Raw genomic sequence first — 14,151 nt, forward strand, 5'->3', positions numbered from 1 at the left:
CTCTCCGGCCTGAGATGCGGCCGATTATGCCAGTGAGAATGCATTCAACGGTGAACTGCTTTTGCACTGGAGCAGAAGTTTTCGCGCTCGTTGCAACGCAACGCATTCGATACTGTCAACATGACCTAGCGGCGGTGTCTGCAGAGGTCTAGTATGAGCCGCACCCACGTCAGCCAGGAGGTAAACCATGTCGGCCACCAAGAAGCCTGTAAATACTCCGTTGCACTTACTCCAACAATTGTCGGGCAGCTTGCTCGAGCATCTGGAAACCGCTTGTTCGCAAGCCTTGGCTGATGCTGAAAAACTGCTCGCCAAGCTGGAAAAGCAACGCGGAAAAGCGCAGGAAAAACTGCACAAATCCCGCACCAAATTGCAGGACGCTGCGGCGGCCGGCAAAGCCAAGGCACAAGCCAAGGCCAAGGGTGGAGTCAAGGAACTTGAGGAGCTGCTCGATGCCCTCAAGGATCGTCAATCCGAAACCCGCAACTACATTCTGCAACTCAAGCGCGATGCCCAGGAAAGCCTGAAACTGGCCCAAGGTGTTGGTCGTGTTCAAGAGGCTGTCGGCAAGGCGTTGTCCCTGCGTTCGGCCAAGCCAGCTGCGACCAAAGCGACTGCTGCAAAAGCACCGGCCAAGTCTGCTGCCAAGCCAGCCGCCAAAGCACCGGTGAAAGCTGCTGCTAAAAAGCCAGTGGCTGCCAGCGCTGCCAAACCGGCTGCTAAATCGGCCGCAACAAAACCTGCTGCCAAGCCAGCGGCTAAAACTGCTGTAGCAAAACCTGCTGCTAAAACTGCCGCAAAAACTGCTGCCAAGCCGGCGGCTAAAAGCGCTGCAGCGAAACCAGCGGCCAAGCCTGCTGCTAGAACTGCTGCTGCAAAATCTGCTGCTGCAAAAGCACCTGCCAAACCTGCCGCGGCCAAACCGGCTGCCGCAAAAACCGCAGCAGCCAAGCCAGCTGCTAAAACTGCGGCCGCGAAACCTGCTGCAGCTAAAACTGCCGCAGCAAAACCTGCGGCGAAACCGGCCACCAAGCCTGCTGTTAAAATCGCTGCTGCAAAACCAGCTGCCGCCGCCAAGCCAGCAGCTGCTGCAAAACCTGCCGCTGCCAAGCCAGCTGTAAAACCCGCAGCCAAACCAGCAGTGAAAAAACCTGCTGCAGCGAAGCCAGCTCCGGCACCTGCTACCAAGCCAGCAGCGCCTGCGACATCGTCGGCCTCGGCTTCGCCAGCTCCGGCCAGCACTTCGACCACTACAGCGGCGCCAACGCCAGCTCCGTCGTCGAGCCCAAGCACTACCCCAACCAGCGCTTCCTAAGTGCCGGTCACCGCGACGCGCAGCTGATGCAGCGCGTCGCGGCCAACGTTGGTGGTGTCCGCCGCGACACCTTCCAGCCAGGCCGCTGATTCGGTCTGTTCATTCTGCGGCCACTGCTGCGCGGTTTTTTCCAGGCGCAACAAAAGAACCCGTTCGGCTTCAACTTCCAGCTCCTTCACTTTCTCACGCAACTTACGCAGCTCGGCATCGTCAGCCGCGTCGGCTTTCCATTTGCCGCGCAACGTACGCAGCGGCTGCACGACCTGCGCATCCCAGCTCTTGGTCACTTCAGTCAGTTGTCGCAGTCGCAGTTCGTTGTAAACGACCCCTCGTTGTTCCAGCCACAACCCGCACAGCAGCAGGCACACGTTCGCACCTGCAGACTGCAGCAGCAGGCACGCCTGCTCGGCGCCGGGCCTGGCATAGGCGTTCAGGGAAAAGCTCCACAGGTCAGAGGACATAGTGCTACTCGCGCCAGTTGCGAGCGAAGCTGGTAGACTCCGCCGCCATTATGATTCGACTTCAGAACCTGACTTTACAGCGTGGCCCGCAACGTCTGCTAGAAGACGCCGAGCTGACCCTGCACGCCGGCCACAAAGCCGGCCTTATTGGTGCCAACGGCGCCGGCAAATCGAGCCTGTTCGCCCTGCTTCGGGGTGAGCTGCACCCGGACTCGGGTGACTGCTTCCTGCCGGCAGACTGGCGCATCGCCCATATGCGCCAGGAAATCGAGACGCTCGAACGCCTCGCGGTCGACTACGTGCTCGATGGTGACCTGCGCCTGCGTGAGGTGCAACGGGACCTCGGCGCGGCCGAAGCGGCCCACGACGGTGCCGCTCAGGCCCGCCTGCACTCGGAACTCGATAGCGCCGATGGTTACACCGCCGATGCCCGGGCCCGCAAGTTGCTGGCCGGCCTGGGATTCACCAACGAGCAGATGGACCGGCAGGTCGGCGATTTCTCCGGCGGCTGGCGGATGCGCCTGAACCTGGCGCAGGCGCTGATGTGCCCCTCGGACTTGTTGCTGCTCGACGAACCGACCAACCACTTGGACCTGGATGCGATCATCTGGCTCGAAGAGTGGCTGAAAAGCTACCCCGGCACCTTGTTGCTGATTTCCCACGACCGGGATTTCCTCGACGCCGTGGTCGATCACGTGGCCCACGTCGACCAACGCAAGATCATCCTGTATCGGGGTGGCTATACCGCTTTCGAACGCGCCCGCGCCGAACGTCTCGCCCAGCAACAGCAGGCGTACGAGAAGCAACAGGTGCAACGTGCGCACATGGAAAGCTACATCGCCCGCTTCAAGGCCCAGGCCACCAAGGCCCGTCAGGCGCAGAGCCGGATCAAGGCACTGGAGCGGATGGAAGAGCTGTCCGCCGCGCACGTCGATTCGCCGTTCGACTTTGTCTTCCGTGAGTCGACGAAGATTTCCAGCCCGCTGATCGACCTGTCCGATGCCCGTTTGGGCTACGGCGACAAGACCGTGCTGGAGAAGGTCAGACTGCAACTGACCCCTGGCGCGCGGATCGGTTTGCTCGGCCCCAACGGTGCCGGTAAATCGACCCTGATCAAAAACCTCGCAGGTGAGCTTGAACCGTTGGCCGGTCGACTGACCCGTGGCGAAAACACCGTCGTCGGTTACTTTGCGCAACATCAGCTCGACTCCCTGGATGCCAAGGCCAGCCCCTTGCTGCACATGCAGCGACTGGCGCCGACCGAGCGCGAGCAGACGCTGCGCGACTTCCTCGGTGGTTTTGACTTCCGCGGAGCGCGCATCGACGAGCCAGTGCTGAATTTTTCCGGCGGCGAGAAAGCGCGCCTGGCCCTGGCCTTGATCGCGTGGGACCGGCCAAACCTGTTGCTGCTCGATGAACCGACCAACCACCTCGACCTTGAAATGCGCCTGGCGCTGACCATGGCCCTGCAGGAATTCAGTGGTGCGGTATTGGTGGTCTCTCACGATCGCCATCTGCTCAAAAGCACCACCGACAATTTCTACCTGGTTGCCGATGGCAAGGTCGAGGAGTTCGACGGCGATCTGGAGGACTACACCCGTTGGCTGGTGGAGTATCGCCAGCGTAACGCGCCGGTCAGCAACACCCCGGTCAATCCGGACAAGACCGACAAGAAAGCACAGCGCCAGGCCGCCGCAGCACTGCGTCAGCAACTGGCGCCGCATAAGCGCGAAGCCGACAAGCTCGAAGCCGAACTGGGCAAGCTGCACGAGAAGCTGGCGAAGATCGATGTCAGTCTGGGTGACAGCGACATCTACGAACCGGCGCGCAAGAACGATCTGCGTGACCTGCTGGCTGAACAGGCCAAGCTGAAGGTGCGTGAAGCCGAACTGGAAGAGTCCTGGATGGAAGCCCTCGAGCTGCTTGAAAGCATGCAGGCGGAGCTGGAGGCGTTGTCCTGATGGACGTCTTCCGGCTGCCGCTGTCAGCTGTGTGGATCGAGCCGCTGTGGCTGGTGCTGCAGATTCTGCTGATATTGCTGGCAGGTTATTTCGCCCAGCGCTTTGTCGCCAAATGCCTGAACCGGCTGGGTGAGCGCTACCCGTTTCCGCCGCAGCTATTGCTGCCGCTGCGAGGCGGGTTGCGCTGGCTGATCATGGGCAGTGCACTGATCTTCGTGCTGGAACGCCTCGGCGTTTCCGCTACCGTACTGTGGACCGCATTGTCCGGTTTTGTTGCGGTCGCGGCGGTGGCGTTCTTTGCCATGTGGAGCGTGCTGTCCAACCTGCTGTGCGCGATCCTGATTTTCACCGTCGGGCCGTTTCGCATTGGCGACGTGGTCGAACTGGTCGACACCACCGACAAGCCTGGCGTGAAGGGGCGGGTGGTCGCGATCAATCTGCTCTACACCACCTTGATCGAAGCTGAGGAGCTTGGCACCGGCAGTGCGATGGTGCAGGTGCCTAACAGCCTGTTCTTCCAGCGCTCGGTTCGGCGGTGGCGGGGGAGTGATGTGTTTCCGTCGAGCGGGTTTGAGAAGTAGATCTCAAGATCAAAAGATCGCAGCCTGCGGCAGCTCCTACTTTGGAATGCGATCCCTGTAGGAGCTGCCGCAGGCTGCGATCTTTTGCTTTTCCCTGCGCGCCGCATTAGCTTAGACACCTGTCACAAGAGTCCGAATCGAGGTGTGCGATGGAGCTTCAAACATGGCTGGCGTTTTTCGCCGCCTGCTGGGTGATCAGTCTGTCTCCCGGCGCCGGCGCCATTGCGTCGATGTCCAGCGGACTGCAATACGGCTTCTGGCGCGGTTACTGGAACGCCCTCGGCCTGCAAATAGGCCTGGCGGTGCAGATCGCAATCATCGGTGCCGGAGTGGGCGCGATCCTCACGGCTTCTGCGACAGCCTTCCACGCGATCAAATGGTTTGGCGTGGCTTACCTGGTGTTTCTCGCGATCAAGCAATGGCGCGCACTGCCCAGTGACATGAGCGACGACGCTGCGGTACGCCCGATCGGCAAGCCGCTGGCCCTGGTGTTCCGTGGCTTCCTGGTGAACATTAGCAACCCCAAGGCCCTGGTGTTCATGCTGGCGGTGCTGCCGCAGTTCATCAACCCGCACGCGCCGCTGCTGATCCAGTACCTGATCATCGGTGGCACCATGGTCTGCGTTGACCTGATCGTTATGGCCGGCTATACCGGCCTCGCGTCCAAGGTGCTGCGCATGCTGCGCACACCCAAGCAGCAAAGACGCATGAACCGTACGTTCGCCGGCCTGTTCATCGGCGCGGCCGCGTTCATGGCGACGTTGCGCAAAGCCGCCGCGTAAACCCTCCTGTATTGAAGAAGGCGGCCTCCAAGCCGCCTTTTCACTAAATCCCCACCCCCTGTAGCAGCTGCCGAAGGCTGCGTCCGACTGCGCAGCAGTCGCACCAACAAAATAATCACCACCAACCCAACGAACAAAGCTTGAGTGAATCTCATTCGAAGTGAACAATATGTAACTTCGTATTTCCCATTGAGATTCATTCATGATTGCCCCGTCGCGATTCCTGGCCTGGCTGTTATTCCCCCTCGCAGTCCTCGGCAGTGCCCAACTGCTGGCCGATACCGTGGACGGCGCACCACAGGCGCTGCATCTGCTTGATTACATTGGCGCGGACTACCCGCAGACAGTGCAGGCAGGCAAGGTCGTCAGTGAATCCGAGTACCGGGATCAGCTGGATTCGTTGAAAGCACTGCAGGATCTGCTCGGCAAACTGCCGGCCAAACCGGAGCAAGCCGGGTTGGTGCAGGGCATCACCACGCTGCGCAGTGCCGTCAGCGAGCGTCAGGACGGCACCGAAGTAGCCCGCCAGGCGCGGCAACTCGGGGCGAAACTGGCGGTGGCCTATGAAATCAGCCAGGCGCCGATCATTACTCCGGATCCGACCCGTGGCGCGCCGCTGTATGTCCAGCATTGCTCGGTGTGCCACGGTGACGCGGGAGCCGGTGATGGCCCTGCGGGGGTCGGCCTGACGCCGCCACCGTCCAATCTGCGTGATAGCGCGCGGATGGATCACCTGAGCCTCTATGCGATCTACAGCACCCTGGGCCAGGGCATCGAAGGCACCGACATGCCGGCGTTCGCCGATCAGCTGGATGACCGTCAGCGCTGGGATCTGGCGACCTATATCGCCAGCTTCAGCGCCGAGCCGGCTGCCGCCGTTGCCGAAAAGACCTACAACATCGCCGACCTGGCCCGCCAAACCCCCGCCGAAGTGCAAGCCGCCGAAGGTCCGCAGGCTGCCGCCAACTATCGAGCGCAACGCGCCCAGCCGCCGCAGGTCAAGCGCGGCCCGGCGCAACTGCTGGACTACACCGCAGCCACCCTGGACAAGAGCATTGCCGCCTACCGCTCTGGTGATCACGACCAGGCCTATGACTTGTCGGTAGCGGCGTACCTTGAAGGCTTCGAACTGGTCGAGAGCTCCCTGGACAACGTCGACGCCAACGTACGCAAGGACACTGAGAAATCCCTGATGGCTTACCGCCAATCCTTGCAGGATGGCTTGCCGGTGGCCCAGGCCCAGCAACGGCTGGATATTGCGAAAGCCAAGTTGAAGGAGTCTGCCGGTCTGCTGGGCAGCGATGGTTTGAGCTGGTCCCTGAGCTACATTTCCGGGCTGTTGATTCTGTTGCGCGAAGGCCTGGAGGCGATCCTGGTGCTGGCGGCGATCCTCGCGTTCCTGCGCAACACCGGCCAGCAATCGGCGGTACGCAGTGTCAACGCGGGCTGGGGCCTGGCGTTGCTGGCGGGTCTCGCCACCTGGGGCCTGGCCGCTTATGTCATCGACGTCAGCGGTTCGCAGCGCGAATTGCTCGAAGGTGCCACTGCACTGTTTGCCAGCGTGATGGTGTTGTGGCTTGGCGTGTGGATGCACGATCGGCGCCACGCCGCTGCCTGGCAGGATTACATCAAGAGCAGCCTGGTGGGCGGCGGCGGGCGGTTCGGCTTTGCGACCCTGGCGTTCTTCTCGGTGTATCGCGAACTGTTCGAGGTGATCCTGTTCTACGAGACCCTGTGGCTGCAGGCAGGGCCCGCAGGCCACAACGCGGTGCTGGCCGGCGGTGCGACGGCGCTGGTGTTGCTGGTGGGCCTGGCCTGGGTGATCCTGCGCGGCTCGGCCAAGTTGCCGCTTTCGCTGTTTTTCAGCATCAACGCCGCGCTGTTGTGCGCGCTGTCGGTGGTGTTTGCCGGGCATGGCGTCAAGGCGTTGCAGGAAGCCGGGATCTTCGGCACGCGTCCGGTGCCGTTCTTTGACTTCGACTGGCTGGGCATTCACGCTGATGCGTATTCGCTGGCGGCCCAGGCGGTGGCGATCATTGCGATCAGCGTGCTGTATGGGCGTAGCTGGTTGGCGGAGAAGCGGCGGGTTCAGGTCTCTTAAAGCATTCGCTGCGCTCATAATCGCGGGCAAGCCTTGCTCCCACAGGTATCATTATCTGTAGGGTTAAGGCTGCATGGGATTTCCCTTGTGGGAACAGACGGCATGGGATTGCCCCTGTAGGAGCAAGCTACATGGGATCACCCCTGTGGGAGCAAGGCTTGCCCGCGATGCTTTCAATCGGAGGAAAAATGATGCGCGTATGGATCGATGCCGACGCCTGCCCCCGGGCGGCGAAGGACCTGGTGGTGAAGTTCGCCCTCAAGCGCCAGTTCGAAGTGGTGCTGGTGGCCGGACAGCCGCAGACCAAGCCGGGCCTGTCGCTGGTGAAGCTGATCGTGGTGCCCAGCGGCCCGGATGCGGCAGATGACTACCTGGTGGAACACGCAGTCCCTGGCGAACTGGTGATCTGCAGCGACGTGCCCCTGGCCGACCGCCTGGTGAAAAAGGGCGTCGCCGCCCTGGACCCGCGCGGCAAGGAATTCGACGCGCAGAACATGGGCGATCGGCTGGCGGTGCGCAACCTGTTCACCGACCTGCGTGAGCAAGGCCAGATGAGCGGTGGCCCGGCGCCGTTTGGCGAGCGCGAAAAGCAGGCGTTTGCCAACGCGCTGGACCGGATCCTGACCCGGCTAACCCATAAACCCTGAGCCTGACGCCACCCCTGTAGGAGTGAGCCTGCTCGCGATGAGGCCAGCACACCCAACATCAACGCCAACAGTTACACCGCTATCGCGAGCAGGCTCACTCCTACAGTGTCCATCGCCATATTTCACAAGGTGTCAGCCATCGTTTTCGTGGGTCAGTTCCAGCACGCGATCCACCAGTTTGTTAATCCCCGAAGCCGCCTCACTGATCGACTGCGCCAGCATATAGGCCGGCGTACTCACCAGCTTGCGCGCCTTGTCCTCGACGATATCGGTCACCGCACACTCCGCATGCGTGGCGCCCATCTTGTTCATCGCCGCTGCAGTGTCGGCATCGTTACCGATGGTACAAGTCACCCCTGGGCCATAGATTTTCGCCGCCAGTGCCGGCGAGATACAGATCAGCCCAACCGGTTTGCCCGCTTCGGCAAACGCCTCGGTCAGCGCCAGAACATCCGGTTGCACCGTGCAGCCGGCGCCGTCGGTGGCAAAGTTCGACAGATTCTTGGCCGCACCAAATCCGCCAGGCACGATCAGCGCATCGAAGTCCTCGACGCTAGCCTCGCGAATGTCCTTGATATTGCCCCGGGCAATTCGCGCCGATTCCACCAGCACGTTGCGCGACTCGGGCATTTCTTCGCCGGTCAGATGGTTGATCACATGCATCTGCGCGATGTTGGGGGCGAAACACTGCACCTGAGCGCCACGTTGGTCCAGTCGCAGCAGGGTGATCACGCTTTCGTGGATCTCGGCGCCGTCGTAGACGCCACAGCCGGAAAGGATCACTGCAATTTTTTTGCTCATGGGCTTTTCTCCTTATACATGGCGCTAAATGTCCACTAATTTGTCACTCGTTGCCATAGGGATAACGTGCAGTTACAACTAGGCTTGGAACTCAATATTCCGTTCAGGGCGCGTCATGGACTTCATTCTGTACGCGGTACCGTTTTTCTTCGTGCTGATAGCCGTGGAACTGCTCGCCGACCGTTGGCGCGGCATGAACAGCTACCGGGTCGCCGACGCGATCAACAGCATCAGCACTGGCGTGTTGTCGACCACCACGGGCCTGTTGACCAAAGGCGTCGGCCTGCTGACCTATGCATTCGCCCTAGAGCACGTGGCGCTGTTTCAGCTCTCGGCAGACAGCGTCTGGGTCTGGCTGGGGGCCTTCGTCCTCTACGACTTCTGCTACTACTGGCTGCATCGCCTGGGGCATGAGCGCAACATCCTCTGGGCGGCGCATTCGGTGCATCACCAGAGCGAGGAGTACAACCTCTCCACGGCCCTGCGCCAGACCAGCACCGGCTTCCTGCTGAGCTGGATTTTCTACCTGCCCATGGCCGTGCTCGGCATACCGCTGCTGGTGTTCGTCAGTGTTGCTGCGCTCAACTTGCTGTATCAATTCTGGGTGCACACCCGACACATCCCCAAGCTTGGCTGGTTCGAGTGGTTTTTCGTCACACCGTCCAATCATCGGGCCCACCATGCGCAGAACGCTCTCTACATGGATCGCAACTACGGCGGGGTGTTCATTATTTGGGACCGTCTATTTGGCTCGTTCCAGGAAGAGGACGATAACGAGCCGGTGGTTTTCGGGGTGACCACGCCGCTGGCGAGCTGGAATCCGCTGTGGGCCAACGTGCAGTTTTACGCGCAGTTGTGGGACGACGCGCGCCGGGCGCAGAGCAAGTGGGACAAGCTGCGAATCTGGTTCATGCGCACCGGGTGGCGGCCGGCGGATGTCGCGGCCAGGTATCCGCTGACCAAACCGGACCTGAGCCAGTTCCGCAAATTCGAGATCGCGCTGGACTCGCGTCAGCAGCTGTATGTGGCCGCGCAGTTCTGCGTCTACATCGGGCTGGGCAGTTACTTGATGAATCTGGAGCGCAGCCTGCCCGTAGCAGCCCTGGTGCTCGGCTGGGGCGCTGTGGCGCTGGGTCTGTTCAGCTTGGGCGTGGCCCTGGAGAATCGCCCGTGGGCGATGAAAATGGAGCTGATGCGGCTGGCGTCGAACCTGCCACTGGTCTGGCTCGCACCATTGGTCGGGCTGTGGCCTGCCGGGGCGCTGGGCTGGGTTGGCCTGCTGAGTTACAGCCTGTTGAGCGGTATAGGTCTCTACTGTTGCAGAGACCGCTTCACTCGATTGGCGTCTTAGGAGGTGCAGCCTTGGCTTGTTCGGCCTTGAGTGCCTGCTCGTCGGCGTAGACCTTCTTCGCCAGCCGGGCATTCTTGAAGCGCCGGCGCAGCCACAGGCCGACACCCAGTATCAACAGGGCACCAAGCACCCACAGCTCGTATTTCTTCACGCTGCCGAGCATACCTTCCAGCACGGCGCCGAAGTGGTAGGCGGCAGCCGCCAATGCCGACGCCCAGATCGCCGCGCCAATTCCGTTCAGTAGCAGATAGCGGCCCGGTGGATAACCCGACAGGCCAATCGCCACCGGCATGACTGTGCGCAAGCCATAGACAAAGCGGAAGCTCAGCACCCAGATGTCCGGGTGCTTGCGGATATGTTCCAGCGCCCGGTCGCCCATCAATTGCCAGCGCGGCTTGCGCGCGAGCAACTTGCGCCCGTGCTTGCGGCCGAGGAAATACCACAGCTGATCGCCTGCATAACTGCCACAGAACGCCACTATCGTGACGATCTTGATGTCCATGTATCCGCGGAACGCGAGGAAGCCCGCGAGCACCAGGATGGTTTCGCCTTCGAAGAACGTGCCGAGAAAGAGGGCGAAATACCCGAATTCCTGAAGAAATTGCTGGAGCATTGTCTGGGTGCTGGCGAAATGAACGCGCAGCCTAACCCTTCGGGCACATTCATGAAAGTGTCCAAATGTGTCTCGACGTGAACATTTCCTACAAGGACAATGGATTGCGCCTACCTGACACAGGGGTGCACATAACTGTAATACGACGGTCATAATGGCAGCTTATAACTGTCACGCTCGCCCGCCAGCGCGGGCTCAGGAGTCTGCCGTGAGCTTTACCCCCGCCAACCGCCTGTTTCCCGCCACCCGTCTGCGACGCAACCGTCGTGATGAATTTTCGCGTCGACTGGTCCGTGAAAACGTCCTGACAGTCGACGACCTGATCCTGCCGGTATTCGTGCTCGACGGTGAGAATCGTCGCGAAGCAGTGGCGTCGATGCCGGGCGTCGAGCGCCTGAGCATCGACCTGTTGCTTGAAGAAGCGGTCAAGTGGGTCGAGTTGGGCATTCCGGCGCTGGCACTGTTCCCGGTCACGCCGGCAGAACTCAAGTCCCTGGACGCCGCTGAAGCCTGGAACCCCGACGGTATTGCCCAGCGCGCCACTCGTGCATTGCGCGCGCAGTTCCCGGAGCTGGGGGTGATTACCGACGTAGCCCTCGACCCGTTCACTACCCACGGTCAAGACGGCATTCTTGATGAAGAAGGCTACGTGCAGAACGACATTACCGTCGATGCACTGGTCAAGCAGGCCCTGTCTCACGCTGCAGCCGGCGCCCAGGTAGTGGCGCCGTCCGATATGATGGACGGGCGCATCCAGGCGATCCGCGAGGCGCTGGAGCTGGCCGATCACGTCAACGTGCGGATCATGGCCTACTCGGCGAAATACGCCAGCGCCTATTACGGCCCGTTCCGCGATGCGGTGGGTTCGGCGCTGAACCTGGGCAAGGCCAACAAAGCCTCGTACCAGATGGACCCGGCCAACGGCAACGAAGCCCTGCACGAAGTCGCGGCGGACTTGTCAGAAGGCGCGGACATGGTCATGGTCAAGCCAGGCATGCCGTATCTGGACATCCTCTGGCGGGTCAAAGAAGAATTCAAAGTGCCGACGTTTGTTTATCAAGTCAGCGGCGAATACGCCATGCACATGGCGGCGATCCAGAATGGCTGGTTGAGCGAAGGGGTGATCCTCGAATCCCTGACCGCTTTTAAACGCGCAGGCGCCGATGGCATCCTGACCTACTTTGCCGTCCGTGCCGCTCAATTGTTACGAGAGCAGAAATAGCCCTCCCAGGAACATTCCATGAATACCGAAGGACTCACTGAAGTTGCCGTAAAAGATGCTCAGCCCGTGGTCGAGCAAATCGTCGAAACACCGCCGGAGCTGGAGCCATCTCCACCCGCGGTAGTGGTCGAGGCCGTCTCCACGGCGCCGGCGATTGCCATCCCCGGCCTGGATGACAGCAGCCTGTACATCCATCGCGAGCTTTCGCAGCTGCAGTTCAACATCCGCGTGCTGGAGCAGGCGCTGGATGAGTCCTACCCGTTGCTGGAACGGCTGAAGTTCCTGCTGATCTTCTCCAGCAACCTGGACGAGTTCTTCGAGATTCGTGTGGCCGGCCTGAAGAAGCAGATCACCTTCGCCCGTGAACAAGCTGGCGCCGATGGCCTGCAACCGCATCAGGCCCTGGCCCGGATCAGCGAACTGGTGCACGGTCACGTTGACCGCCAGTACGCGATCCTCAACGATATTCTGTTGCCGGAACTGGAGAAACATCAGGTCCGCTTCATCCGTCGCCGTCACTGGACCACCAAGATCAAGACCTGGGTGCGCCGCTTCTTCCGCGACGAGATTGCGCCGATCATCACGCCGATCGGCCTCGATCCGACTCACCCGTTCCCGCTGCTGGTGAACAAGAGCCTGAACTTCATCGTCGAGCTGGAGGGTATCGATGCGTTTGGCCGTGATTCGGGCCTGGCGATCATCCCGGCCCCGCGCCTGCTGCCCCGAGTGATCAAGGTGCCGGAAGAGGTCGGCGGTTCGGGCGACAACTACGTGTTCCTGTCGTCGATGATCCACGCACACGCCGATGACCTGTTCCAGGGTATGAAGGTCAAGGGCTGCTACCAGTTCCGCCTGACCCGTAACGCCGACCTCGCGGTCGATACCGAAGACGTCGAAGACCTGGCCCGCGCGCTGCGCGGCGAGTTGTTCTCCCGTCGTTACGGTGACGCAGTGCGCCTGGAAGTGGCTGACACTTGCCCCAAACACCTGTCCGACTACCTGCTCAAGCAGTTCAACCTGCACGAGACCGAGCTGTATCAGGTCAACGGGCCAGTCAACCTGACCCGTTTGTTCAGCATCACCGGCCTCGACAGCCAACGCGACCTGCAATACCTGCCGTTCACGCCGCAGATTCCGAAACTGCTGCAGAACAGCGAGAACATCTTCAGCGTGATCAGCAAGCAGGACATCCTGTTGCTGCACCCGTTCGAATCGTTCACGCCGGTGGTCGACCTGTTGCGCCAGGCGGCGAAAGACCCGCATGTGCTGGCCGTGCGCCAGACCCTGTACCGCTCCGGTGCCAACTCGGAAATCGTCGATGCGCTGGTGGATGCCGCGCGTAACGGCAAGGAAGTCACTGCGGTGATCGAGTTGCGTGCGCGGTTCGATGAAGAATCCAACCTGCAACTGGCCAGCCGCCTGCAAGCGGCCGGTGCGGTGGTGATCTACGGCGTGGTCGGCTTCAAGACCCACGCCAAGATGATGTTGATCCTGCGTCGCGAGGCGGGCGAGATTGTGCGTTACGCGCACTTGGGCACGGGCAACTACCACGCGGCCAACGCCCGGCTGTACACCGACTACAGCCTGCTGACCTCCGATGACGCCTTGTGCGAAGACGTCGGCAAGCTGTTCAGCCAGTTGATCGGCATGGGCAAGACCCTGCGCATGAAGAAGCTGCTGCATGCTCCGTTTACCCTGAAAAAGGGCATGCTCGACATGATCGCCCGAGAGACGCAGTTCGCCCTGGACGGCAAACCGGCGCACATCATCGCCAAGTTCAACTCGCTGACTGATCCGAAGATCATTCGCGCGCTGTACAAGGCCAGCCAGTCAGGCGTGCGCATTGATCTGGTGGTGCGTGGCATGTGCTGCCTGCGGCCGGGCATCGCCGGGGTTTCGCACAACATCCATGTGCGCTCGATCATCGGGCGCTTCCTGGAGCACACCCGGGTCTTCTACTTCCTCAACGGCGGCGAAGAGCAGATGTTCCTGTCCAGTGCCGACTGGATGGAGCGCAACCTCGACAAGCGGGTTGAGACCTGTTTCCCGGTGGAAGGCAAGAAGCTGATCATGCGGGTCAAGAAAGAGCTGGAGCTGTACCTGACCGACAACACCCACAGCTGGAGCCTGCAGTCGGACGGTCGCTACATCCGCAACACGCCAACCGGCAACCAGAATCCGCGCAGCGCGCAGGCGACGTTGCTGGAGCGGTTGGGCAGTCCGATCCTGGCAGTGCGTTAAGCCTCATAAGGCATAAAAAATGGCGATCCCTGCGGATCGCCATTTTTTTCGCCTGTTCCTGTGGGAGCAAGGCTT

12 protein-coding genes are annotated in these 14,151 nt (G+C 61.2%); 9 read left to right on the forward strand and 3 right to left on the reverse strand.

The features are described 5' to 3' along the window. The first annotated feature begins 187 nt into the window (after positions 1 to 187). On the forward strand, positions 188 to 1,315 hold the full coding sequence (locus tag ACYZTK_RS16340; RefSeq protein WP_462010830.1) for an AlgP family protein: 1,128 nt from the start codon (positions 188 to 190) through the stop codon (positions 1,313 to 1,315). Here the strand turns inward: ACYZTK_RS16340 and ACYZTK_RS16345 are convergent. Then, a complete protein-coding gene (locus ACYZTK_RS16345) occupies positions 1,312 to 1,776 on the reverse strand; it encodes a TIGR02444 family protein (RefSeq protein WP_462010831.1) in 465 nt (154 codons plus the stop codon). The two genes, ACYZTK_RS16340 and ACYZTK_RS16345, sit on opposite strands and share 4 nt — an antisense overlap. Positions 1,777 to 1,826: 50 nt before the next feature. Between ACYZTK_RS16345 and ACYZTK_RS16350 the strand changes: the two genes are divergently transcribed. From ACYZTK_RS16350 to ACYZTK_RS16370, 5 genes are all read left to right on the forward strand, one after another. After that, entirely contained in the window at positions 1,827 to 3,737 is a 1,911-nt protein-coding gene (locus ACYZTK_RS16350) for an ATP-binding cassette domain-containing protein (RefSeq protein WP_462010832.1), read from the forward strand. Next, positions 3,737 to 4,318: a mechanosensitive ion channel domain-containing protein gene (locus ACYZTK_RS16355; RefSeq protein ID WP_462010833.1), complete on the forward strand. Its 582-nt coding sequence runs from the start codon at positions 3,737 to 3,739 to the stop codon at positions 4,316 to 4,318. The genes ACYZTK_RS16350 and ACYZTK_RS16355 overlap by 1 nt, the downstream gene beginning before the upstream one ends. 149 nt (positions 4,319 to 4,467) lie before the next feature. Then, positions 4,468 to 5,100, forward strand: a complete 633-nt coding sequence (locus ACYZTK_RS16360) for a LysE family transporter (RefSeq protein ID WP_462010834.1) — start codon at positions 4,468 to 4,470, stop codon at positions 5,098 to 5,100. A gap of 202 nt (positions 5,101 to 5,302) precedes the next feature. After that, positions 5,303 to 7,201: an FTR1 family protein gene (locus ACYZTK_RS16365; protein WP_462010835.1), complete on the forward strand. Its 1,899-nt coding sequence runs from the start codon at positions 5,303 to 5,305 to the stop codon at positions 7,199 to 7,201. A 191-nt stretch (positions 7,202 to 7,392) separates the two neighbouring features. After that, the gene (locus ACYZTK_RS16370; RefSeq protein WP_462010836.1) at positions 7,393 to 7,848 is read left to right on the forward strand and encodes a YaiI/YqxD family protein; all 456 of its coding nucleotides are present in this window, start codon (positions 7,393 to 7,395) and stop codon (positions 7,846 to 7,848) included. Between the two features lie 132 nt (positions 7,849 to 7,980). Here the strand turns inward: ACYZTK_RS16370 and elbB are convergent, their stop codons facing one another. Further along, the gene (elbB, locus tag ACYZTK_RS16375; RefSeq protein ID WP_462010837.1) at positions 7,981 to 8,649 is read right to left on the reverse strand and encodes an isoprenoid biosynthesis glyoxalase ElbB; all 669 of its coding nucleotides are present in this window, start codon (positions 8,647 to 8,649) and stop codon (positions 7,981 to 7,983) included. 115 nt (positions 8,650 to 8,764) lie between these two features. Between elbB and ACYZTK_RS16380 the strand changes: the two genes are divergently transcribed. After that, positions 8,765 to 10,000, forward strand: coding sequence for a sterol desaturase family protein (locus tag ACYZTK_RS16380; protein WP_462010838.1), 1,236 nt, complete (start codon positions 8,765 to 8,767; stop codon positions 9,998 to 10,000). Here ACYZTK_RS16380 and ACYZTK_RS16385 read toward each other — a convergent pair. Continuing rightward, positions 9,981 to 10,613, reverse strand: coding sequence for a DedA family protein (locus ACYZTK_RS16385; protein ID WP_462010839.1), 633 nt, complete (start codon positions 10,611 to 10,613; stop codon positions 9,981 to 9,983). The two genes, ACYZTK_RS16380 and ACYZTK_RS16385, sit on opposite strands and share 20 nt — an antisense overlap. Before the next feature lie 208 nt (positions 10,614 to 10,821). Here ACYZTK_RS16385 and hemB point away from each other — a divergent pair, with 208 nt between their 5' ends. Next, positions 10,822 to 11,835 carry a porphobilinogen synthase gene (gene hemB / locus ACYZTK_RS16390; RefSeq protein WP_462010840.1) on the forward strand — a complete coding sequence of 338 codons (1,014 nt, stop codon included), beginning with the start codon at positions 10,822 to 10,824 and terminating at the stop codon, positions 11,833 to 11,835. A gap of 18 nt (positions 11,836 to 11,853) precedes the next feature. Next, positions 11,854 to 14,076, forward strand: a complete 2,223-nt coding sequence (gene ppk1 / locus ACYZTK_RS16395; protein WP_462010841.1) for a polyphosphate kinase 1 — start codon at positions 11,854 to 11,856, stop codon at positions 14,074 to 14,076. The last annotated feature ends 75 nt before the right edge of the window (positions 14,077 to 14,151 follow it).

The sequence above is a fragment of the Pseudomonas sp. LB3P31 genome, from assembly GCF_054897945.1.